Here is a 21,485-nt window from a genome sequence, read left to right as displayed (position 1 = left end):
TGAAGCAAGGAGAAACAGATGCAACACCCGCAGCAATCGAACGTGACCATCGAGGGCATCGTCCCGGTGATGCTGACGCCGTTCGACGACGCCGGCGCGATCGACTACGCCGGGCTCGAGCGGCTCATCGAATGGTATCTGGCACACGGCGCCGACGCGTTGTTCGCGGTCGCGCAGTCGAGCGAGATGCAGTTCCTGAATCTGGCCGAACGCGCGGAACTTGCGCGTTTCGTGGTCGAACGGGTGGCCGGGCGCGTGCCCGTCGTCGCGTCCGGGCACATCAGCGACGATCTCGACGCGCAGGTCGACGAGCTGTGCGCGGCGGCCGAATCGGGCGCGCAGGGCGTCGTGCTCGTGACCAACCGGCTCGATCCGCAGCGCAAGGGCAGCGCCGCGTTGCTCGACCATCTTCACCGGCTGCTCGCGCGATTGCCGTCGGATCTGCCGCTCGGGCTGTACGAGTGTCCGGCGCCTTACCGGCGGCTTCTTTCGGATGACGAACTGCGTGCGTGCATCGACACGGGTCGCTTCGTGATGCTCAAGGACGTGAGCTGCGACCTGGAGACGGTGAAGCGGCGGGTCGCGCTCGCCGAGGGCTCCCCGCTGAAGATCCTCAACGCGAACGCCGCGATTGCCCGGGAAGCGATGAAGGCGGGTTCCGCCGGCTTCAACGGCGTGTTCACCAACTTTCATCCGGACCTGTACCAGTGGTTGCGCACGCAAGGGGATAAGAATCCGGCGCTGGCCGACGAGCTCTCGACGTTCCTCGTCGTTTCGGCGGTGTCGGAGGCGCTCGGGTATCCGGCGCTCGCGAAGCTCTATCACCAGCGAATCGGCACCTTCGCGTCGATTCGTTGCCGCGCGATCGACTACGACGTGCGTGAACGGTTCTGGGCGCTCGATGCGGTGCTCGACAAGATCGTGGCCGGGACCGAACATTTCCGTCGACGGATCGCTGCGTAACGGGGGATGCGGTGCGCCGTTCGAGGTTTGCCGCGCGGGGTGGGGGGCGTGCTGGACGAATGACCGCTTTCGCGCGGGTTCGTCGGGACCGCGTAGTGGCGGCGCGCGGCGGCTGCAAGCACGGTCTGCTCGTCGCGATGCGTTGCGACAAGCGGCGCCAGGAGTGTATCGGCCATGCCCCGGATGATGTGAACCCGGCGCGGCGTTCGGGCCGAACGTGCGATGCGGCGAATCCATCGGGGTTTTCAATGCTGTCGAAGGCGGCTAAGCCGCCTGTCGCAGCCAGGCCGCTGCACTGACCAGCCGGCTCCGATTGTCAACTTAATCGAGACAGCGAATCATGTTCTGACTGATTGATGATCCTGCGGGAGACAGTAGACTTGCATCCGTGCTTCGCCAGAACCGAACCGAAGCGCGCCACGAAAGGCGCGACCGGACGGATTCTTCGGCGGTGGGCCAGCCGGCCTGCCATCCGATTGCGCGAGGAGTGGTTCGTTGCCGACCTGGCGCGCCGATGCGGCGCGTATCGGCACCGGATGCATCAAACCGTCAATTCAAGGGTGAGTGTCATGCGTTACGTTTCGCTGGAATCGAAGAAAAACGAGCTGCTGCTGGCGGCTCGCGTGCTGATGATGATCCTGTTCGTGCTGTTCGGCTGGCAGAAGCTGAACGGCTTTTCGGGCACGGTCGCGTACATGGCGTCGACGGGCAACCCGGCGCCCGAGCTGGCGGCCGCGATCGCGGTGGCGGTCGAGCTGGCCGGCGGCCTGCTGATCGCGATCGGCTTCTATACGCGTCCGCTCGCACTGGTGTTCGCCGCCTATACGCTCGCGACCGCGTTGATCGGCCATCGCTACTGGGCGCTGCAGGGGATGGACCAGTACATGGCGATGATCAACTTCTACAAGAACGTGAGCATCATCGGCGGGCTGCTGTTGCTCGCGCTGACCGGGCCGGGCCGCTACTCGCTCGACCGGAAGTAACAGGGGGCGGCGTTTCTTGCCGATGTAACGGGCCCGGTGCGCGAAAGTGCACCGGGTTTTGCTTTTCTGGCGAGGGCCAAGGTGGGGCGGCGCTGGGCATCGCGTGTACCGGCGTGGCCACGAGTTGTACCGACGCCGGCAGCCCGACGGACGGCGTGCGCCGTGTCGGGCACCGTTCGCAGGCCGGCGAACGTGACGAACGTTTGTCGCGTGGGGGAGCCTCGATCTGCCAGGACGGTCTGCCGGCTGTCATACTCGGCTATGCTCCGCACGACCGTCGCCCGAACGTCGCTTGCGACTTCGCGCGCCCCTCAGTCACCCGAATTGCCCCCCATGCCGAACCCGACCACGTCCACCGATCACCCGACCGTTCTCCTCATCGGCGCCGCCGGCCTCCTCGGCCGCGCGGTTGCCGCGTCGCTGGCCCGCGAATCGTTGAATCTCGTCGCGACGATCCGCAACCCGCAACGCGCAGGCGCAAAACGCATCGCGCTGCCCCCGGAGAACATCGCCGAACTCGACGTCCTCGACGAGCCGGCCCTCGACCACTTGTTCGCCACCCGCCGCCCGGCCGCCGTGATCGTCTGTGCGGCCGAGCGCCGCCCGGACGTCTGCGAACGCGATCCTGCCGGCGCACGCGCGATCAACGTCACCGCGCCGGCCCGCATCGGCGCGCTCGCCGCGCGCCACGGCGCGTGGACGCTCGGCATCTCCACCGACTACGTCTTCGACGGCAACGTGGCCCCGTACCGCGAGGACGACGCGCCGATTCCGCTGAACATCTACGGTCGCACGAAGCTGGAGGGCGAGGCGGCGCTCCTCGCCGCGTCGCCGCTGTCGTGCGTGCTGCGCCTGCCGCTGCTCTACGGCCCGATCGTCGACTGGAGCGAATCGGCCGTCACGAGCCTCGTGCCGGCGATCGTCGCGTCCGCGCAGCCGGGCGCCGACGCGGTCGGCATGGACGCATGGGCGATCCGCTACCCGACGTATACGCCGGACGTCGCGGAGGTCATCCGCGACCTGACGCTGCGGCATCTCGAGGGCGCGTCGATCACGGGCCTTCGCCACTGGTCGGGTGAAGAACCGATGACGAAGTACGACATCGCGCAGCGGATCGCGGTCGCGCTCGGCATCGAAGCCAAGCTCACGCGGATCGACCAGCCGACCGACGCGACGCCGCGTCCGTACGATTGCCATCTGGATGCATCGCGCTTGCGTGCGGCCGGGATCGATCACGCGACGCCGTTCGACAGCGCGCTGCGTGCCGTGCTGCGCGATGCGCCGCAGGGGCTTTAGGACCGGGCGCAAATCGCGGCCTGTGTTGACCGTGCTACTCGTGTCGCCCGCGTGGCCTGTGCGGCCTGTGTGGCCGGCACGCGCGATCGCGCTTCGCGGACCATCAGGCCGGCGCGCCGCGCCGGCGCCGGATCGCCGCCCAGTTTGACACGCCGCATTCGCGCCCATTAAAGTCGCATCGCGGGCCGGTGGGTCAAGCACACGCCCGGAACAGGCAGCCGATGTTCCGGGACTACGGGGCTACCCCGTGGGTCAGATCGACACCCCGATGCGTCGCAAGGGGCCGGGTTGCGCGTTGCGTAACGCCACCCCTCGCAGTACCGGTCACGTTGGCTCATCGTCCCGCCCATCTTTCTCCATGCATTCATCCCTGCGCGATACCACCCGCACGATTGCCGAGGCGATGCTCGCCGGGCCGCCCGAGCGCGGCGGCGTCATCGCGCGTATGGCCGCTGTACTCGGCGACGCGAAGCCGTGGGCGCACGAATGTGCGGACGCCGCGCTCGCCCGCTTCGGCGCAAACTGGGACGACGTCGACATCGACGCGCTTGCGGCGGTTCTGGCCGACGCGGCCGCGTTCGTGCGCGCCTGGTATCGCGAGGATCGGCCGACCGTGATCCGCGTCGTGCGGCGCCCGCCCGTCCAGCGGCCGCTACCGGCGCCGCTCGCCGGCTGCGACGTGCCGCAGTGGGCGACGCCCGGCGACCTTGCCGGCTGGCTCGGCGTGAGCGCGCCCGAACTCGACTGGCTGTCCGACCACTGGCGCGTCGGCGCGCGCAGCAGCGCCACGCCGCTGCATCACTACACGTACGTCGCGCACGACAAGCGCAGCGGCGGCAGCCGCCTCGTCGAAATTCCGAAAGGCCGGCTGCGCGAAGCGCAGCGCCGCATCCTGCACGGGCTGCTCGATCGCATCGCGCCGCACGGTGCGGTACACGGCTTTCGCAAGGGGCATGGCATCGTGTCGTTCGCGGCGCCGCATGCGGATCGCGACGTCGTCGTCCGTTTCGATCTCGCGGATTTCTTCGTATCGATACGCGCTGCACGCGTGCATGCGCTGTTCGTCACGCTCGGGTATCCGGCCGAAGTCGCGCGCACGCTCACCGGCCTGTGTACCAACCGCGTGCCGTCCGCGCGGCTGCTCGCGCCGGACCTGCGCGACCGGTTCGACTGGATCGGCCGCCAGCGGTATCGCGAGCGGCATCTGCCGCAGGGCGCGCCGACGTCGCCGGCGCTGGCGAACCTGAGCGCGTTCCGGTTCGACCTGCGGCTCGCCGCGCTCGCGCGTTCGCTCGGGGCAACCTACACGCGCTATGCCGACGATCTCGCGTTTTCCGGCGACGGTGCGCTGACGCGCGACGTCGAGCGGCTGCAGGTGCGGGTTGCCGCGATCGCGCTCGAGGAAGGCTTCGCGCTGCAACTGCGCAAGACGCGCGTGATGCGGCGCGGCGTGCGCCAGCAACTGGCCGGCGTGGTCGTCAATCGTCACCCGAACCTGGCGCGCGATGAGTTCGATCTCCTGAAGGCCATCCTGACCAACTGCATCCGGTGCGGCCCGGCGTCGCAGAATCGCGATGCGCATCCGGACTTCCGTGCGCATCTCGCCGGACGCGTCGCGCATGCGGCCGCGCTGAACGCGGCGCGCGGCGCGAGGCTGCGCGCGCTGTTCGACCGGATCGCGTGGGACGCGTCCGACACCGGCCGGTAAGCGTTCCGGGGTCGCATCGACGCGGGCCGTCGACTTCTGCAATACGACGCCGAGCACTGCTATCATTCGCGCCATGCCGCGCCCGTGCCAGGGGCGGCGCTTGTTTGCCGCAGCCGTTCGCCGCGCCTTCGCACCGGGCGGGCTGCGCGTTGCCGGCCCGCTCCTGTCCGTCATTGATTGACGCGCGACGTCGTTTAGTGCGTATTGCGCAAGCCATGCCGGCTCGGGCAAACGATTCATATATTTGCCAGCCCCTATCGGCGGAACTTCGTGGTAGGTTCCGCCATCGGAGCTTTTTGCGAAAACATGCCCAAAGAGGATGAATACATGACCCAGGCCCTGCAGGAACTCGAAGCACAACTTCGGGACCTGAATATCAAGCTGTCGGATGCGAAGCAGAAGGAGAAGCAGGCCGCGCTCGCGGCATTCAAGGAACAGGTCGAGCTTTTGGGAATTTCGCAGCAGGAAGTGCTGAGCGCGCTGGGCTATATCGTTCAGCGAAAACGCAAGGCGCCGGCCAAGTATTACGATCCGACGACCGGCCGTTCCTGGTCGGGCCGCGGCCCGCGGCCGAAATGGCTCGAAGGCAAGGATCTCGACACGCTCGTCGTCGACCGCGAGGCCAAGACCTGGTGGCCCGGAGACGACCAGGGCTGATGCCGGCCGGGCCGCCGGGCCGCCCGGCGCCGTCCGGTTCGCGCAAGCGGACCGGGCTGCAACACCCCGCCAGTCCGTCGCGTTTCATCCGGTGTCCGGCCTAAGCGCGACATCATCGGCCTTGCCGCCGACACCGGTTCACCGCTTTCCCCTCCCGTTCATTGCCCGCTGGTTCCCGCGTTGCCGTCCCGCAAGCGGATGCCGGCACGCACGCGCACCCGCGCCGGCGGCTGGCCGGCCGGCCTTTCGCGCACCGGCACAGGCCTTAAAATGTCGCCGGACAATCGTGGCAGGACACCATGGCAGCAAACATGAAATCTTCGGCGCTCGGCGGCCCGTCGGCCCCGTGCGTGGAGCAGGTCGGCGCGTATGCGTGGAAAGCGCTGGCCGGATCGGCGATCGGCTATGCGATGGACGGCTTCGACCTGCTGATCCTCGGCTTCATGCTGCCGGCAATCACGGCGGCGCTGCACCTGACGCCCGGGCAGGGCGGCGCGCTGGTCACGTGGACGCTGATCGGCGCCGTCGCGGGCGGCATCGTGTTCGGTGCGCTGAGCGACCGTTACGGGCGCGTGCGCGTGCTGACCTGGACGATCCTGCTGTTCGCGATCTTCACCGGGCTGTGCGCGTTCGCGCAGGGCTTCGCGGATCTGCTCGTGTACCGCACCATCGCGGGCATCGGGCTGGGCGGCGAGTTCGGGATCGGCATGGCGCTCGCGGCGGAAGCGTGGCCGGCGAGCAAGCGCGCCCGCGTGTCGTGCTACGTCGCGCTCGGCTGGCAGGCCGGCGTGCTGCTGGCCGCACTGTCGACGCCGTTCCTGCTGCTGCACATCGGCTGGCGCGGGATGTTCGTGGTCGGCGTGCTGCCCGCGCTGCTCGCATGGGCGATGCGCAACAAGCTGCACGAGCCGGAAGCGTTCGTGCAGCGGGCGGCGCAGCCGACAGCCAATGCCTTCCGCCTGCTCGTCGCGGACGGCCGCACCGCACGCACGAGCCTCGGCATCGCGATCCTGTGCTCGGTCCAGAATTTCGGCTACTACGGGATCATGATCTGGCTGCCGACCTTCCTGTCGAAACAGATGGGCTTCTCGTTGACGAAGTCGGGGTTGTGGACGGCGGCAACCGTCGTCGGGATGATGATCGGCGTCTGGGTGTTCGGGCAACTGGCCGACCGCATCGGGCGCAAGCCGACGTTCCTGCTGTACCAGTTCGGCGCTGTCGTGACGGTCATCGCGTATGCGCGGCTGTCGGACCCGACCGCGATGCTGTGGGCCGGCGCGCTGATGGGCATGTTCGTCAACGGGATGGTCGGCGGCTACGGCACGCTGATGTCGGAAGGCTATCCGACGGCCGCGCGCGCCACCGCGCAGAACGTGCTGTGGAATATCGGCCGCGCGGTCGGCGGCTTCGGCCCGGTCGCGGTCGGCGCGCTGGCCGCGCACTACTCATTCCAGGCGGCCATTGCGCTGCTCGCCGGCCTCTACGTGCTCGACATGGTCGCGACGCTGTTCCTGATTCCCGAGCTCAAGGGCGTCGAGCTCGAATGAGCGCGGCGCTCGCGCGCAACCCGACGACTTCACCGGAAACCACGATGCAACACAGGAACAGGACGATCGGTGTGATGGGCTCCGGCAAGGAGCCGTGGCCCGCGTTTTCGGAGCCGCTCGGCGCGTGGCTCGCGCAGGCCGGTTTCAACCTGCTCACGGGCGGCGGGCAGGGCGTGATGCTGGCGGTCGCGCGCGCGTTCGCGGGCGTGCCGGGGCGCGCGGGCCGGTCGATCGGCATCCTGCCGACGCAGGCCGATCCGGTCGCGGGTTTCGTGCCGCTCGACGGCTATCCGCATCCGTTCGTCGACATCCCGATCCTCACGCCGCTGCCGCGCCGCGAGCCGGACGCCGCGCCGGACACGCTCAACCGCAACTACGTGAACGTGCTGAGCAGCGACCTGATCGTCGCGCTGCCGGGCGGCCACGGCACGGCCGAGGAAATTGCGCTCGCGCAGCGCTGCCGCAAGCCGCTCGTCTGCTTCGGGCCGGACGGCGCGTTTCGCGAGCTGGCGGCGGGGGCCGCGTGCACGTCGTCGCTCGACGACGTGATCCGGTTCGTCGAGGATGCGTTTGTAGTGGAGCCGGCGCAGGCGCTGCGATAGATCACGCGGCGGCGGCACCGTGCGTTTGCACTACACGTGCGATTCACGAGGAATCGAGTCGTCGGATAGTCGGTAGGACCGCATTGACCGATTTCTCGGCCGGGCACGAGGGGCTCCGTGCTATCTCGGCTGCAATAGGAGTACACAATTACCGCGGTGAATGATCTTCTTTCTCGTGCCAAAGCAGCTTGCGGAGTGCAAAAAGACTGAAGACAGGGAACACTGCCATGCCTCTTGAAACGGTGCGACTGGATCGCGTTTTTGGTGTCGTACAGACGTCGCAGAACCGCAAGCAGGTCACTCTATTCGGTTTCGAAAATGCAGGCCGTAAGGAGTACTCCGTAGCCGCACCCGGCGCACCCCGTATCGAATCCGGAATGACGATTACCGCCTATCTCAAAGAGACCGGAAACTGGCAGACTTTGATCGGGTGGCGTGATCATAAGAACGGTGAGATCGTGTGCGAGCCCGAAGGTGGGGCAATTTTCTTTTGCGTGTGGAGCATCCTGGTTTTTTGCGCGACAGTGCGCGGCTTTTGGGACCAGTCACTAACTCTGTCGATAATCGCGGTAGTGATGATAGCTGTATTCGGGTGGAGCATTCGGAACATTCGCTTTCTGCGGAAAGTTCGTCGCGAGCTGGAGGCGTCGGCGCTTCTCTGTGATATGCAGCACAGGTCCTAGCCGAAGCGAGTTCATCGGGCTCGATTCGGCTACGAACGGCCGTTCGAACAGCTTTTTAGATCGTCGACAATCGGTGCGGATAAGGGCGTAGCCTTTAGCGGTTACCGTCGATCAGATCGTTCAGCAGCGCATCGAACGCGGCCTGTGCGTCTTCAAGTTCCTGCAGGGCGGCATCAAAGGTTTGCAGCGCGAACGGCGAAGGCTCGCCGCTGCCTTGCGGCGGAAATTGCTTCTGCATCGAGGCGAACGTACTCTGCACGCGCAGCGTGGCGGCCACCATGCGCTCCATCGCCTCGGTTTCTTCGGCTCGGGCCTGTTCCGGATTCATTCCTCTCTCCTTGGATGGTTTTCTTGAAGACCAGATCGTACACGCTGTGTCCGTTCTTGCCGCCCTTGGCAGAACGACTCCGTTGAAGGTTCCAACGGCACGCTGCGGGAGAAGCGATTTAATCGGGAATGATTCCGCAGTCGCGCCGAGGCCAAGATACTCATCGAGCGTGGCTATAAAATCCCGCCGCAGGTCGCAACGATTGGCCGCTTTGGATAAATCTGAAGGGCCGTTCTGGGTCGCTAAGAGTCATTCTCGTCGCCGCTGAACCGCCATTCGCTGTCGTGCGCCGTTCCTAGCGTCGGGGTCGACGCGACAGCGAGATAGTGAACCTTGCCGCTATAGCCTGATTGCTCGCTCAAACCCGGATGTCGTACAGCGCGTGACCGCGGCTGTGCGCTGCGACGGCAGCTCGGGGGCGTCAGTTCCAGATCCATGCGTTCGCGCAGCTATGGGCCGAGCGGCGTCGACCGCCGTCATACGGTCGGTCGGCGTGACGGGATTTCCCCGAACGGGGCGGGTGGCCGCCACCGCTGCGTCGGCCGCCACCCGCTTGTCGGGCGTCGCATGGCTTAGCTGTCGCCCTTTTCGAGGACGTTCTGCGTGAGCGTGACCGACGGAATCGTCGGCTTGAGCAACGCGCGGCGCGCGCGGCCGCTCAGCCAGGTCCAGCCGGCGACGAGCAACAGCGCGACCAGCGGAATCGACGCAATCGTCCACGTGCCGTTCGGGTAGTCGAATGCCATCAGGATCAGCACGCCGAGCAGGAACAGCAGGGTCAGCCACGACGTCAGCGGCGCGCCGGGCATCCTGAACGACACGTCGTCCACGTCGCCGCGCTTGACGGCCGCACGGAATTTCATCTGGCAGACGACGATGAACCCCCACGTGCTGATGATGCCGAGCGATGCGATATTCAGCACGATTTCGAACACGCTCGACGGTACGAGATAGTTGAGCAGAACCCCGATCACGTAGATTGCGACCGTCACGAGAATGCCCGCGTACGGCACGGATTGCGCGCTCATCCGCCCGAGGAACGCGGGCGCAGAGCCGCCCATCGACAGCGAACGCAGTACGCGCCCGGTTGAATACAGCCCCGAGTTGAGACTCGACAGCGCCGCCGTCAATACCACCAGGTTCATCATCGAACCAATACCGGGAACGCCGAGCGCGCCGAAGAACGTGACGAACGGGCTTTGCCCCGCCTTGTACGCGCTCCAGGGCAGCAGGCAGACGAGCAGGACGACCGATGCGACGTAGAAGATCGCGATGCGCCAAATCACGCTGTTGATCGCTCGCGGCAGCACCTTGCGTGCATCCTTGCATTCGCCGGCGGCCGTGCCGACCAGTTCGACGCCCGCGAACGCGAACACCACGCCCTGCACCAGCACGAGTGCGGGCATCAGTCCATGCGGGAAAAAGCCGCCGTTGTCGGTGATCAGGTGCATGCCCGTGTCATGGCCCGCGACGTGTCCGCCGGTGCCCAGGATCACGGAGCCGATGCCGAGAAACAGCACGATCGCAGCGACCTTGATCAGCGCAAACCAGAACTCCATTTCGGCGAACCACTTCACGCCGATCAGATTCATCGTGGCGACGATGCACAGCGCGATCAACGCGAAGATCCATTGCGGAATCCCCGCAAACGGCGTCCAGTAATGCATGTAGAGCGCGACAGCGGTGATGTCGACGATGCCGGTCATCGCCCAGTTCAGGAAATACATCCAGCCCGCGACGAACGACGCTTTCTCGCCGAGGAATTCGCGCGCGTACGACACGAAGCTGCCGCTGCTCGGCCGGTGCATCACCAGCTCGCCGAGCGCACGCAGGATCAGGAACGAAAACACGCCGCACACCAGGTAGACGATAGCGAGCGACGGCCCGGCCATCTGCAGTCGCGCGCCGGCTCCGAGAAAGAGCCCCGTGCCGATCGCCCCGCCAATCGCGATCATCTGGACCTGTCGATTGCCGAGCGTCTTGTGATAGCCGGCCTCGTGGGATTCGAGCCAGCTGCGTTTGTTGGTATCGCCGGTCGGCGACGGTTCGGGGATCGATGCCATGGCTGCACCCTCTTGCATTGCGGGATCGCGTTCATCCCGATCGGGTGGCGATCGGGACCCACCGGCACCTGCAACCACGGCGCACGAGCGCGCGTCGGGCTTCCTGGTCGCAGCTCGCCGATGGCGGCGAGAGGCACGGTCGGAGACGACAGTATTCAGCCGTTATTCCGCTCACAAATAGCATGCAAATTTGGACTAAGCCTGTTCGAATCCCTGCATAGGGAAGGAAGGAGCCCTATCACTTTGTTCCGATTGCCCGTTCAAACGCGGGTTCCGCGGAAAGGATGACGGTGATTACCGACGGTGCGACGGCGTCCCCGGCAGGTTGCCACCTGTCTTCGCAGCGCCGGGACCAGGTGACGAGTTTGTCGCGCGACACTCAAGCCCACGAGTTTGCGACAGCTTTCCGTTTCACGATCGATGCCGGCCGGCGAAGCGACACTTTTACTTCGCAAACGGTGACGACTTTAGTGTGGTCTACGATCACGGACATCGCCGATCGCACGCGTACCTGGGGGCGTTAGACAGGCCTGAACGGCGACGCAGCAGGTCGAACGTCATGATGTGGCTCGCCCCCGAAATTCCGACGCCATAGAACGGGATCAAGGCCATCGGCAGCGTCTGGATGCCGGACATGCGGGGATCGTTGAGCAGGAAGTAGGTCAACCCGGTACCCACTGCCACGACGAAATCGGCAAACCCGAACAGGTGGAAGACCAGATACCGGTTGCGCGTCTTCGGCAGCAGCGTGACGCCGAGGGCCAGCAATCCTGCGATGAGGTCGCCCCATCCCGCGTTCCGCACGAAGGCCTCCGGCAGGAGGTCATGCGCCCCGTACCAGAAGAAGACCAGCGCGGCCCCGATGCGCCAGATGTGGAATGCGGTCAGCGTCCGCAACCCGATGGTCTCGATGTATGCGCGAAACGCGCTGGACAGTGCGTATACAACGACCGGCGCCACGATTCCCAAAGCGATGAGGCCCGCGAGCGACAGCGGGTAGACAGCACGATAGACGCCCGCTTCGGCAGCGGCGGCAACAGCCAATCCCCAGACGATCAGTACCGCCAGCAAAACGCGCGGCCCGCCGCCTTTTCCGCCTTCAGCTATCTGATTCATCGTAAACATCCGTTAGTAAAACTAAATGGTAGATTCGCTTCAAGCACCTTACAGAAGCGATGCCGGAGCGTTACAGTTCGCCCTTTCTACCGTCTTCGGAGAGCTTCAGAAGCGGCGTCGAGTTGAACAGGTTTTCCGGCTGCACACGTTCCCATAGGCTTCCCTTGCCTTGCTGCCGGCCGCGCTCGTCTTCGCGACGGAGCCACTGTTCGACGGTCCGGATACGGTTCGGATGGATTTCGTCGAGCAGTGCGTAGTCACGCTGGATCACACCGTGCTTCCAGATGTTCCAGAACCCGGTGAAATTTTCTCGAAAGCTCATCGTGCTCTTGTCGTTCGGATCCGCGTTGTATCCGGCAGGCAGGCTCGCGGCCATCTTGAGCGGGCCGTTCCAGTACGTCTCCAGATCCGTGTCGATATAGCGGGCCGGGTGCCCGGTCACCTGCTCGAACGCCTCGGCTAGTTTGTGGTACTCGACCTGCTCGATCGCAACTTCGAGATCCATGCCGTTCGAGCGCTCGGGATGGTCGAACAGCCAGCGGGCGTAATAGCCGCAATCGTCCAATGCGACGTGGGGCACCGAGCCGTTGCCGAGCGGCACGCGCCAGGTCAGCACGCCGTCCTCCACGAGCGGCATCATTGGCGTCATGCCCGAAATCGCCATCTCCATGTACGGCCCCGTGGTGAACACGGCCGCGCCCATGCGGTCCCCGTTCGTCTGGTTCTGGAACAGGATCCATTCGCCGATGCGGCCTTTGCCGTCATAGTGGCCGGCGCGGAAACGGGAGTCGTAGCCGGCTTTCTTGAGTGCGTAGTCGAGGTTGCCGTACACGAAGAACTTGATGCCTTCTTCCAGCGCGATTTCGTAGCATCGGATCGCCCAGTAGATCTCCGTTTTCTCTCCGGTGTTGAACCCGTCGAGATTGATGTATGCGCCGTCGCAGCCGCGGAAGCCTTCTCGCAGGACGGCTTCGTCGGCGAAGGTGCCTTTCAGGATGGATACGTTGCCGAGTGCGAGCAACGCCTTGGCCCGCCGGGAATCCGGATTCCGGCTCAAAGCCCGAACAGAATATTTGCCATCGGCGACGAGCGCGCTGACGACGGGCAGGCCCTGCGCGCCCGTGCCGCCAACGACGAAAATCCGGGAAGTGGCGTAGGAGGTCATGGTCAATTCCTCAAGTTTGATTGAACGGGCATCGGCACCGGCAACACCGGGCATCGGGGCGGCCACTCACTCTTATAATAAGAGTGAGTGGCCGCCCCGGCAAGTACTTTCCAGTTCCCCGGAATAAGGAGGAGCCGGCGGCGCCTGGCGGAATCGTTCTGCGTGGCCATCGCCACTCTTATAATGAGATTCACCCGGCGAAGATCGTCGGACTACTAGGGACACAGCGCATGCGCTCGAAAGGTTTTGACGGAATGGTGTGCTCGATCGCTGGAGCCATGGCGGTGATCGGCGACCGGTGGGGTTTGCTGATCCTGCGCGATCTCGTCCTCGGCCTCAGCCGATATGACGAGTTTCGCCAGTCTTCGGGCATAACCAATGCGACGCTCAGCGATCGACTCAAGCATCTGGAGGCCAATGGTCTCGTCGAGCGCCGACGCTATCAGGTCAATCCGGATCGATATGAATATCTGTTGACCCGAAAGGGCTGGCAGATCGCTCCAGTGATGCCGGTGCTCGCCGAGATAGGGGATAGCCTTGGTGTTTCCGGCGCATCGGCGCCGCCGATGAAGTTCGTGAATCGAAAGACTGGGGCCGAGGTACGGTGGAGCTTTGTCGATCAAGAGACAGGTGAGCCGGTCAGCGCCCCGGATGTGGTCATCAAGGAAGGCCCCGGGGCGGACGATCTGCTCCGCTGGCGCTTGTCGCAACGCGAGCGCCGCCACCAGAAAGCATGATCAGGACAGCGAAATCTTCCGCGATAGATATCGTCTCCGTCATCGGACCATCCCGCCCGTGCCTTATTGCACCCACTGGCGAAACGAGAGACAAACCTCTCGAGGCATGAATCTGCATCGACAGGAATCCCGGCCCACGGCTACGGCGCGAATGTCCGTTGCACTTTGCAGCACCGTCAACGTTATCAGCGCCCTGCTGGGTGCCAGCGGCGCGGCATGAATCGCTTCGGCTGTCATCAAGATCTCGCTTGGTGCACTCAGTCCGATTGAATGCCGGACGACCCTCGGGCTGACGACGTAAACCAGTCCAGGAATTCCACCGCTCGCCAAGGCGAGAACCGGCCCGATTTAGGTGATTCAGGACGTAGCGGACGGCAAGCTCAAGCCGTGGCGTGCGGCTGAGCGGCCTGGCGGCTTGATAGCGGTAACACAGGCGGTGCTACCGCAGTTCAGCGAGCGCCCGGCCGGCGTCGTCGTCAACATGACACAAGCCGTCACGCTGCGGGCACGCCCTCCGGTCTCTGCGTATACTGGCGAGCAAGGCGGCGGTGAACGCGTTCACCGAGTCGATGGCGCTCGAACCCGGGCAGTTCGGCGTGCACGCGCACCTTGTGATGCCGGGGCGCGTGCCCGAAACCCGCTTCGCAGAAAATGGACGGCCGCATTTGCAGGGGCATGAGGCCTGAACCGCGCCGGTGCAAAGCGTCATGCCGGGATTGAGCGGGCCGGGCCCGATCACGCCTTCGCACGATGGCGCCGAAGCGGGGCGGCGTGCGGCGACCAATGCAGCGAGTCCGCTGCGGATTCCTGCGGGCGCCGACGCGATGGACTGGGCGGTGGCGAAATGCCCACTCACACGCCGCGCCATAAAGCTTGTCACGGCGCCGACGTCAGTGGACTGAACTCGAGCGACCACCGCCGCGCTCTGCGAAGCACGCGAGCGGGCAAACTGCGATGGCGGGGCGTGCTGACAACACTTGAATGTACCTTTCAGGACCGTAAAGGAGATTCAGATGCTGTACGAACTCACGACGCTTTCGTGCTCCCTTCTGGAACAGGACGCCGTATCCGACGGTGCGCGCCGCTGGGTGTCCGATACCAGCGCGACGGGCATCGTTCTTGGGTCGTGGCGCACGGAGATTGGCGAGCTCGGTCGAATCATCGTCCTGCGCAAGTTCGAGACCCTGTCCGAACTCCAGCATGAACGTGAGCGGGCTTATCTGGACCAGCGGCCGTTTCATGCCGAGAACCCGCGGATCCGGATAGACATGGAAAGCTATGCGCTGTTTCCTTTTTTGCCGGAAGTCGAACCCGCGACATTGGGCAGATTCTACGAGTTTCGCCGCTACGCGTTGAAGGCCGGTGGAATTGCGCCAACCATCGCGGCCTGGGAGAAGGCCGTCGGCCCGGCCAAAGCGTACACATCGCATCTGGTCGCGAACATGTACGCACTCGACGGCCCGCCTCGCATCACCCACATCTGGGGATTCTCCAGCCTCGAGGAGCGTATGGCGTTACGCGCACGTCACTATGCCGAGGGGTTATGGCCGCCTGACGGCGGCCCGCAGCAGATCGAGCAGGCGACCTCGACGATTTGCCTGCCTGAAACGTGGTCGCCCATGTGCTGAAGTCATGCGCGTGACGTGCAGATCCAGCGCACGTCACCGGCGAATATCGATGGATGCACCTGCAAGCTTCCAAACCCGTACAGACTACCGGGACGACAATGACGATGACAGACAATCCAACGATCGCCCTCGTTGGGCCGGGGGCAATCGGCACGACCGTGGCAGCGGCTCTCCATGAGGTCGGCCGCACACCGGCCATTTTTGGCCGCTCGGCGCACGAACACCTGGAACTGCGCTTCGACGGCGGTCGCATCGCGGTGCCGGGACCCGTGCGAACCGATCCCGCTGAGGTCGAAAGCACGTTCGACCTGGTCTTTGTCGCCGTGAAATCCACGCAGGTGGAGGCGGCGGCGCCGTGGCTGTCTGCGTTGTGCGGCAACGGGACTGTGGTCTGCGTGTTGCAGAACGGCGTTGAACAGAAAGCGCTCTTCGCGCCTTACGTGCCCGCCAGCGCAGTCCTGCCTTCGGTGGTATGGTTTCCTGCCCAACGCGAATCCGACGCCTCGGTCTGGCTTCGTGGCAACGCGCGCGTTACGTTGCCGGACACGCCGGAGAGCAACGTTGTCGTTTCGGCATTGAGCGGCACCCGGTGTTCGGTCGACGTATCGGCCGATTTCACGTCCGTCGCGTGGCGCAAGCTGCTACAGAACGCGGTCGCCGGTTTAATGGTTCTTGCGGGCCGTCGCGCCGGCATGTATTCCCGCGCCGACATCGCCGCGCTGGCCCTTGCTTATCTCCGGGAGTGTCTTGAGGTTGCCCGGGCCGACGGCGCGACGCTGGGCGACGAGGTTCCGCAAGAGATCGTCGATGCATTCCAGCGTTATCCGGCCGACCTCGGCACGTCGATCCTCGCTGACCGGCAGGCAGGCCGCCCGCTCGAATGGGATTGCCGAAATGGAATCGTGCAACGACGTGGTCGACTGCATCGCATCCCTACGCCGATCAGCGATCTGGTCGTGCCGCTTCTGGCGGCCGCGAGTGATGGGCCCGGCTGACACTGACCTGCCCCCAGCAAACCGGGCCAGTCGGTATCGAGTAGACCGCTACGGAAGCCCCGGCAGGCCCCGCTACCGAAACGCCCGCATCTGCCCCGTCATCATCTGCAGCATCTTGTTGGCGGCCACCGAGAGCTTGCGGCCCACGCGCGTGACCATGTGCGCTTCGGCGTTCTCGAGAATCGGATGCGCGATCTCGATCGCGAACAGCTCCCTGGCCTGCAGTTCGGCCGTCACCGCGAAGGCCGGCATGACCGAGATGCCGAGTCCCGATTTCACGAACTCCTTCAGGATTGCAAAGGAATTGGTGGTGACAACCGGCGTGAGCCGCACGCGCTCGGCGTATTCCACCGCCTCCATCATCTGCCGCGTGCCGTAGGACGGGTGAGTGGCCGCCAGCGGGTAGGTGGCGAGCTGCTGCACGGTCAGCACCTTGTGGCTGCGGCGCGGAAAGTCGGGGCCGACGATCGCCATCATCGGCTGCCGCTTCGACGCACGCGACACCAGCTTGGGCTCGGCGGGCGGGTTGTACACCAGGCCGATCTCGCCCTCGTCGTTCGAGATCTTGCGGATCACGTCATTGGTGCTGCCCACGTCGAGGTTGACGCGGATCCCGGGGAACTGCCGGCAGAACTGCTGCATCGGCCCGGCCAGCAGGTCCGAGACGAAGCCCTCGCCGAGCACCAGGCTGACCTCGCCGGTCTTGAGGCCGCGCAGTTCCTGCAGGCGCGAGATCAGGTCGTCGCGGTGCGCGAGCTGCTCGCGGAAATACTCGATCACGCAGCGGCCCGCCTCGGTGGGCGTCACGCCGCGCGCGTGGCGCTCCATCAGGGTGGCGTCGAGCTCCTTCTCCAGCAACCCGATCTGGCGGCTCACGGCCGAGGGCGCCACGTCGAGCCAGTCGGCCGCGGCGCGGATCGTGCCGCAGCGCACGGCCTCGTAGAAATAGACGATCCGGCTGTCGGTCAGGGTATCGCTCATGATCCTGGTGTTCTAAAAAAGAGAACAAACTCAATATTGGCGTTGATTGATTATACGGATTGCCCGACCGAACATCGTGACCATGCAAGGCGTGCGCAAGCTGGCGCGCCGGCCTCGAACCAACAGCTAACGGAGTCGTCGGATGAAAACGGTGGGCGTGATCGGTCTGGGTAACATGGGGCGCGGCATGGCGGGGTCGCTGCGACGCGGCGACTACACGGTGCTCGGCTACGACGCGGCGCCCGGTGTGGCGCTCGCGTTGGCCGAACAGGTGGGACTGTCGGCGCGCGATTCGGTGGCCGAGATTGCGCGCGACGCCGACGTGCTGCTGCTGTCGCTGCCGACGTCGGCGGTGGTCGAGGCGGTGGTGCTGGGCGCAGGCGGCGTGCTCGAGAACGCAAGACCGGGCACGATCGTGATCGACACCACCACGGCGGATCCGGACAGCACGCGACGCGTGGCCGCGGCGCTGGCCGAGCGCGGCATCGGCTTCGTCGACGGCCCGGTGAGCGGCGGCCCGAAGGGCGCGGCCACCGCCACCATGACCATGGTGCTGGGCGGCTCGGACAGCGATATCGCGGCCATCGAGCCGATTCTCGCGGCGATCAGCGCCAAGCGCGTGCACGTGGGCCCGGTGGGCGCCGGCCACGTCACCAAGCTGCTCAACAATCTGCTGACCGGCGTGCACCTGCTGGTCGCCAGCGAGGCGGTGCGCACCGCGCGCGCGGCCGGCGTCGATCCGGAAAAGCTGGTCGAGGCGCTCAACGGCGGCTCCGGCCGCAACAGCGCGACGCTGACCAACTACCCGACCTGGATCTTCAACGGCAAGTTCGATTCCGGTTTCACGATGAAGTTGATGCGCAAGGACGTGCGGCTCGCACTGGGCCTGCTGGATCAATTCGACAGCATTGCACCGGTGGCGCGCGAGGCCGCGCGCGTATGGGCCGCCAGCGAGGGGGCCGTCGCCGACGGCGAGGACTTCAACCGCATCGTCGACTTTCTCGACCCCGCCTGAGACCGGGCAGCCCGCGCCACGATCCCGCTCGACCCACAGATACGGAAACCTGACATGACTCAGCACGCAGACCAGTTGCTCGCCGCTTTCGCGCATTTCTTCCCCGGTGCCGCCACGATCGGCTCGTATATCGACGGCGAACTCGTCGCCGGCCAGGGCGACACGATCCAGCTTTACGATGCGGCGACGGGCGAGGCCACGCTCGCGTATCGCGACGCCGGCGCAGCCGTGATCGACCATGCCGCCGAAAGCGCGCACCGCGCACAGCGCGAATGGTGGGCACTCACGCATGCCGCGCGCGGCCGCGTGATGCAGGAGGTGGCGCGCGCGATCCGCGCCGAGGCCGAGGCGATCGCGCGGCTGGAAGCGCTGGGCTCGGGCAAGCCGATCCGCGACTGCCGGGGCGAGGCGGCCAAGGTCGCCGAGATGTTCGAATATTACGCGGGCTGGACCGACAAGTTCTACGGCAGCGTGATCCCGGTGCCGACCTCGCACCTGAACTACACGCGGCGCGAGCCGGCCGGCGTGGTGCTGCAGATCACGCCCTGGAACGCGCCGGTGTTCACCTGCGGCTGGCAGGTGGCGCCCGCGGTGGCGATGGGCAACGGCGTGCTGCTCAAGCCGTCGGAGCTGACGCCCTTCACGTCGCTGGCGGTCGCGAGGCTCGGCGAAGGGGCCGGGCTGCCGCGCGGCCTGGTCAACGTGCTGGCCGGCTTCGGTCACACGGCCGGGCAGGCCGCGATCGCGCATCGCGTGGTGAGCAAGGTGGTGTTCGTCGGCTCGCCGGCCACCGGCGCGCGCATCGCCGAGGCCGCCGCGCGCCGCGTGCTGCCCTGCGTGCTGGAGCTGGGCGGCAAGTCGGCCAATATCGTGTTTGCCGATGCCGACCTCAAGCGCGCGGCGTTGACCGCGCAGGCGGCGATCTTCGCCGGCGCGGGCCAGAGCTGCGTGGCCGGCTCGCGTCTGCTGGTGCAGCGCGCGGTGTACGACGACTTCGTCGCGATGGTGGCGGCCGGCGCGAAGAAGATCCGCGTCGGCGCGCCGCTCGACGATGCGACCGAGGTGGGCCCGATCAACAATCGCAAGCAGTACGACCACGTGATGTCGATGATCGAACGCGGCGTGGCGGCCGGCGCCACGCTGGCCAGCGGCTCCGCCGAGCGCGTCGGGGAGGGCCGCGGCGGCTACTTCGTGGCGCCCACCGTGCTGGCCGGCGTGTCGAACGCGATGGAGGTGGCGCGCACCGAGATCTTCGGGCCGGTGGTGGCCGCGATCCCGTTCGACACCGAGGAGGAGGCGATCGCGATCGCCAACGACACCGATTTCGGCCTGGCCGGCGCGGCGTGGACCACCGACGTGGCGCGCGCGCATCGCGTGGCCGCGCAGGTGAATGCCGGCACCTTCTGGGTCAACGGCTACAAGACCATCAACGTGGCTTCGCCGTTCGGCGGCTACGGCATGAGCGGCTACGGCCGTTCGAGCGGGGTCGAGGCGCTGTACGAATACACGCAGACCAAGAGCGTGTGGGTCGAGACGGCCGAAGCGCCGCCCACCGCGTTCGGTTATCTGTAATCACCGGCCCGCATTCGACGGCAGCCGGGCTTCAAGGGGAGACTCGTCATGGAACACGCACTGGGTATCGAACGCCGCGAGCTGGGCGGCGCGGCCACCGCCAAGGTGTTGCTTTACGCGGCCGGCATCCTGCTGGTTGCCGAATGGATCGGCTCGTTCACGTTCAAGCTCGGACCGGGCAAGGTCGTGCTGCTGCCGATGATCTGGGCGCTGCTGCTCGGCGCCGCGGTGGGGCTGGCCAGCGCGCGCTGGAACAGCAGCGCGCGCCTGAGCGTGCCCGACCAGTTCTTCGCGGCCGCGATCCTGCAGCCGGCGCTGCTGCTGTTCGTCTCGAAGCTCGGGCTGATGGTGGGCAGCGCGCTGCCCAAGCTGGCGTCGGCGGGCTGGGCGCTGGCCTTTCAGGAATTCGGCCACTTCGTCGGGACCATCCTTCTCGGCCTGCCGCTCGCGTTGCTGCTCGGCATCAAGCGCGAGGCGATCGGCGCGACCTTCTCGGTGGGCCGCGAGCCGAGCCTGGCGATCATCGGCGAGAAGTACGGCATGGATTCGGCCGAGGGCCGCGGCGTGCTGGCCGAGTACCTGACCGGCACCGTGTTCGGCGCGGTGTTCATCGCCGTGTTCGCGGGTTTCGTGAGCAGCCTCGGCATCTTCGATCCGCTCGCGCTGGCGATGGGCTCGGGTGTCGGCTCGGGCAGCATGATGGCGGCCGCCTCGGGCGCGATCGCCGCGCAGCAGGACCCGGAGACGGCGAAATCGGTACTCGCCTTCGCCGCGGCCAGCAACCTGATCACCACCACCATCGGTACCTACTTCACGCTGTTCATCTCGCTGCCGCTCGCGGTCTGGGGCTATCGCGTGCTGGAGCCGCTGATCGGCCGCACCACCAAGGCATCGGCGCAGCCCGAAGCGGCGAGCCCGTCGCTGGGCGACGTGCGGACCGAGGCGCCCGCGCTCGGCTACGGCGGCAAGCTGCTGGCCTGGATCGTGACGGCCGCGATGGCGCTGGTGTGCGACTGGATCGCGCACGGCACGACACCGCTGGCGGGACTGCCGGGAATCGCGATCATGGTGTGCGCGACGATCGTCGGCGATGCGCTGGCGCGCGTGACGGGGCGGCGGATTCCGGCGGTCTGCTGGGTGTCGGTGGTGGCGATGTTCCTGACCTCGCCGTGGTGCCCGTGGGCGTCGCAGATCGCCGCGCTCAGCTCGCACAACGATTTCCTCGGGGTCACCACGCCGATGCTGGTGTTCGCGGGGCTGTCGATCGCCAAGGACATCCCGGCCTTTCGCCGGCTCGGCTGGCGCATCGTGCTGGTGTCCTTCGTGGCCAATGCCGGCACCTTCATCGGCGCGACCCTGGTGGCGCAGCTGTTCCATATCTGATGCCTCGCGGCGCGGCGGCGGCCGGCATGGACCGGCACGCCGCCGCGTCGTGACGACCGACAA

General features: G+C 66.1%; 20 protein-coding genes. 15 read left to right on the top strand and 5 right to left on the bottom strand.

Annotated features, from left to right (window positions below; translation table 11 throughout):
• Positions 1 to 18 precede the first annotated feature (18 nt).
• The 8 genes from HWX08_RS09705 to HWX08_RS09670 all read left to right on the top strand — a co-directional run bounded on the left by HWX08_RS09705 (position 19) and on the right by HWX08_RS09670 (position 8,439).
• Positions 19 to 963, top strand: a complete 945-nt coding sequence (locus tag HWX08_RS09705) for a dihydrodipicolinate synthase family protein (protein WP_174921434.1) — start codon at positions 19 to 21, stop codon at positions 961 to 963.
• 569 nt (positions 964 to 1,532) lie between these two features.
• A complete protein-coding gene (locus tag HWX08_RS09700; RefSeq protein ID WP_174921433.1) occupies positions 1,533 to 1,946 on the top strand; it encodes a DoxX family protein in 414 nt (137 codons plus the stop codon).
• A gap of 333 nt (positions 1,947 to 2,279) precedes the next feature.
• The gene (locus tag HWX08_RS09695; RefSeq protein WP_174921432.1) at positions 2,280 to 3,242 is read left to right on the top strand and encodes a dTDP-4-dehydrorhamnose reductase family protein; all 963 of its coding nucleotides are present in this window, start codon (positions 2,280 to 2,282) and stop codon (positions 3,240 to 3,242) included.
• A 358-nt stretch (positions 3,243 to 3,600) separates the two neighbouring features.
• Positions 3,601 to 4,950: a reverse transcriptase family protein gene (locus HWX08_RS09690; protein ID WP_174921431.1), complete on the top strand. Its 1,350-nt coding sequence runs from the start codon at positions 3,601 to 3,603 to the stop codon at positions 4,948 to 4,950.
• Positions 4,951 to 5,277: 327 nt separating this feature from the next.
• Positions 5,278 to 5,607, top strand: coding sequence for an H-NS histone family protein (locus tag HWX08_RS09685; protein WP_069258692.1), 330 nt, complete (start codon positions 5,278 to 5,280; stop codon positions 5,605 to 5,607).
• A 299-nt stretch (positions 5,608 to 5,906) separates the two neighbouring features.
• Positions 5,907 to 7,154 carry an MFS transporter gene (locus tag HWX08_RS09680; protein WP_174921430.1) on the top strand — a complete coding sequence of 416 codons (1,248 nt, stop codon included), beginning with the start codon at positions 5,907 to 5,909 and terminating at the stop codon, positions 7,152 to 7,154.
• 44 nt (positions 7,155 to 7,198) lie between these two features.
• A complete protein-coding gene (locus HWX08_RS09675; RefSeq protein ID WP_244122694.1) occupies positions 7,199 to 7,756 on the top strand; it encodes an SLOG cluster 4 domain-containing protein in 558 nt (185 codons plus the stop codon).
• A gap of 227 nt (positions 7,757 to 7,983) precedes the next feature.
• Positions 7,984 to 8,439: a hypothetical protein gene (locus tag HWX08_RS09670; RefSeq protein WP_174921428.1), complete on the top strand. Its 456-nt coding sequence runs from the start codon at positions 7,984 to 7,986 to the stop codon at positions 8,437 to 8,439.
• A 94-nt stretch (positions 8,440 to 8,533) separates the two neighbouring features.
• Here HWX08_RS09670 and HWX08_RS09665 read toward each other — a convergent pair whose 3' ends face one another.
• From HWX08_RS09665 to HWX08_RS09650, 4 genes are all read right to left on the bottom strand, one after another.
• Positions 8,534 to 8,767, bottom strand: a complete 234-nt coding sequence (locus tag HWX08_RS09665; RefSeq protein ID WP_006487081.1) for a hypothetical protein — start codon at positions 8,765 to 8,767, stop codon at positions 8,534 to 8,536.
• Between the two features lie 572 nt (positions 8,768 to 9,339).
• On the bottom strand, positions 9,340 to 10,830 hold the full coding sequence (ansP, locus tag HWX08_RS09660) for an L-asparagine permease (protein ID WP_174921427.1): 1,491 nt from the start codon (positions 10,828 to 10,830) through the stop codon (positions 9,340 to 9,342).
• 483 nt (positions 10,831 to 11,313) lie between these two features.
• Positions 11,314 to 11,946: a permease gene (locus HWX08_RS09655; RefSeq protein ID WP_174921426.1), complete on the bottom strand. Its 633-nt coding sequence runs from the start codon at positions 11,944 to 11,946 to the stop codon at positions 11,314 to 11,316.
• Between the two features lie 70 nt (positions 11,947 to 12,016).
• Entirely contained in the window at positions 12,017 to 13,111 is a 1,095-nt protein-coding gene (locus HWX08_RS09650; RefSeq protein ID WP_174921425.1) for an NmrA family NAD(P)-binding protein, read from the bottom strand.
• A gap of 230 nt (positions 13,112 to 13,341) precedes the next feature.
• Between HWX08_RS09650 and HWX08_RS09645 the strand changes: the two genes are divergently transcribed.
• The 4 genes from HWX08_RS09645 (at position 13,342) to HWX08_RS09630 (ending at position 16,471) form a co-directional block, all read left to right on the top strand.
• Positions 13,342 to 13,848 carry a winged helix-turn-helix transcriptional regulator gene (locus tag HWX08_RS09645; protein ID WP_069258684.1) on the top strand — a complete coding sequence of 169 codons (507 nt, stop codon included), beginning with the start codon at positions 13,342 to 13,344 and terminating at the stop codon, positions 13,846 to 13,848.
• Positions 13,849 to 14,396: 548 nt separating this feature from the next.
• On the top strand, positions 14,397 to 14,534 hold the full coding sequence (locus tag HWX08_RS09640) for a hypothetical protein (RefSeq protein WP_174921424.1): 138 nt from the start codon (positions 14,397 to 14,399) through the stop codon (positions 14,532 to 14,534).
• Positions 14,535 to 14,861: 327 nt separating this feature from the next.
• On the top strand, positions 14,862 to 15,476 hold the full coding sequence (locus HWX08_RS09635; RefSeq protein ID WP_174921423.1) for an NIPSNAP family protein: 615 nt from the start codon (positions 14,862 to 14,864) through the stop codon (positions 15,474 to 15,476).
• A 98-nt stretch (positions 15,477 to 15,574) separates the two neighbouring features.
• On the top strand, positions 15,575 to 16,471 hold the full coding sequence (locus HWX08_RS09630; RefSeq protein ID WP_174921422.1) for an oxidoreductase: 897 nt from the start codon (positions 15,575 to 15,577) through the stop codon (positions 16,469 to 16,471).
• A gap of 72 nt (positions 16,472 to 16,543) precedes the next feature.
• On the opposite strand, the gene HWX08_RS09625 is transcribed toward HWX08_RS09630, so the two are convergent.
• Positions 16,544 to 17,452 (bottom strand): LysR family transcriptional regulator, encoded by a 909-nt coding sequence (locus HWX08_RS09625; RefSeq protein ID WP_069258681.1) that lies wholly within the window; start codon positions 17,450 to 17,452, stop codon positions 16,544 to 16,546.
• 142 nt (positions 17,453 to 17,594) lie between these two features.
• Between HWX08_RS09625 and HWX08_RS09620 the strand changes: the two genes are divergently transcribed.
• The 3 genes from HWX08_RS09620 to HWX08_RS09610 are packed head-to-tail and all read left to right on the top strand — an operon-like array spanning position 17,595 to position 21,422.
• A complete protein-coding gene (locus tag HWX08_RS09620) occupies positions 17,595 to 18,467 on the top strand; it encodes an NAD(P)-dependent oxidoreductase (protein WP_174921421.1) in 873 nt (290 codons plus the stop codon).
• Between the two features lie 54 nt (positions 18,468 to 18,521).
• On the top strand, positions 18,522 to 20,039 hold the full coding sequence (locus tag HWX08_RS09615) for an aldehyde dehydrogenase family protein (RefSeq protein WP_174921420.1): 1,518 nt from the start codon (positions 18,522 to 18,524) through the stop codon (positions 20,037 to 20,039).
• 48 nt (positions 20,040 to 20,087) lie between these two features.
• Positions 20,088 to 21,422 carry a DUF3100 domain-containing protein gene (locus HWX08_RS09610; RefSeq protein WP_085043346.1) on the top strand — a complete coding sequence of 445 codons (1,335 nt, stop codon included), beginning with the start codon at positions 20,088 to 20,090 and terminating at the stop codon, positions 21,420 to 21,422.
• Positions 21,423 to 21,485 lie beyond the last annotated feature (63 nt).

Source organism: Burkholderia metallica (genome assembly GCF_902832845.1).
GTDB classification, from domain to species: domain Bacteria; phylum Pseudomonadota; class Gammaproteobacteria; order Burkholderiales; family Burkholderiaceae; genus Burkholderia; species Burkholderia metallica.
This window is presented reverse-complemented; position numbering and strand designations above follow the sequence as displayed.

Excerpts from the sequence above, each read along its gene's own strand:
- HWX08_RS09705 (WP_174921434.1), top strand. The coding sequence starts at position 19 with ATGCAACACCCGCAGCAATCGAACGTGACCATCGAGGGCATCGTCCCG.
- HWX08_RS09700 (WP_174921433.1), top strand. The coding sequence starts at position 1,533 with ATGCGTTACGTTTCGCTGGAATCGAAGAAAAACGAGCTGCTGCTGGCG.
- HWX08_RS09695 (WP_174921432.1), top strand. The coding sequence starts at position 2,280 with ATGCCGAACCCGACCACGTCCACCGATCACCCGACCGTTCTCCTCATC.
- HWX08_RS09690 (WP_174921431.1), top strand. The coding sequence starts at position 3,601 with ATGCATTCATCCCTGCGCGATACCACCCGCACGATTGCCGAGGCGATG.
- HWX08_RS09685 (WP_069258692.1), top strand. The coding sequence starts at position 5,278 with ATGACCCAGGCCCTGCAGGAACTCGAAGCACAACTTCGGGACCTGAAT.
- HWX08_RS09680 (WP_174921430.1), top strand. The coding sequence starts at position 5,907 with ATGGCAGCAAACATGAAATCTTCGGCGCTCGGCGGCCCGTCGGCCCCG.
- HWX08_RS09675 (WP_244122694.1), top strand. The coding sequence starts at position 7,199 with ATGCAACACAGGAACAGGACGATCGGTGTGATGGGCTCCGGCAAGGAG.
- HWX08_RS09670 (WP_174921428.1), top strand. The coding sequence starts at position 7,984 with ATGCCTCTTGAAACGGTGCGACTGGATCGCGTTTTTGGTGTCGTACAG.
- HWX08_RS09665 (WP_006487081.1), bottom strand. The coding sequence starts at position 8,767 with ATGAATCCGGAACAGGCCCGAGCCGAAGAAACCGAGGCGATGGAGCGC.
- ansP (WP_174921427.1), bottom strand. The coding sequence starts at position 10,830 with ATGGCATCGATCCCCGAACCGTCGCCGACCGGCGATACCAACAAACGC.
- HWX08_RS09655 (WP_174921426.1), bottom strand. The coding sequence starts at position 11,946 with ATGAATCAGATAGCTGAAGGCGGAAAAGGCGGCGGGCCGCGCGTTTTG.
- HWX08_RS09650 (WP_174921425.1), bottom strand. The coding sequence starts at position 13,111 with ATGACCTCCTACGCCACTTCCCGGATTTTCGTCGTTGGCGGCACGGGC.
- HWX08_RS09645 (WP_069258684.1), top strand. The coding sequence starts at position 13,342 with ATGCGCTCGAAAGGTTTTGACGGAATGGTGTGCTCGATCGCTGGAGCC.
- HWX08_RS09635 (WP_174921423.1), top strand. The coding sequence starts at position 14,862 with ATGCTGTACGAACTCACGACGCTTTCGTGCTCCCTTCTGGAACAGGAC.
- HWX08_RS09630 (WP_174921422.1), top strand. The coding sequence starts at position 15,575 with ATGACGATGACAGACAATCCAACGATCGCCCTCGTTGGGCCGGGGGCA.
- HWX08_RS09625 (WP_069258681.1), bottom strand. The coding sequence starts at position 17,452 with ATGAGCGATACCCTGACCGACAGCCGGATCGTCTATTTCTACGAGGCC.
- HWX08_RS09620 (WP_174921421.1), top strand. The coding sequence starts at position 17,595 with ATGAAAACGGTGGGCGTGATCGGTCTGGGTAACATGGGGCGCGGCATG.
- HWX08_RS09615 (WP_174921420.1), top strand. The coding sequence starts at position 18,522 with ATGACTCAGCACGCAGACCAGTTGCTCGCCGCTTTCGCGCATTTCTTC.
- HWX08_RS09610 (WP_085043346.1), top strand. The coding sequence starts at position 20,088 with ATGGAACACGCACTGGGTATCGAACGCCGCGAGCTGGGCGGCGCGGCC.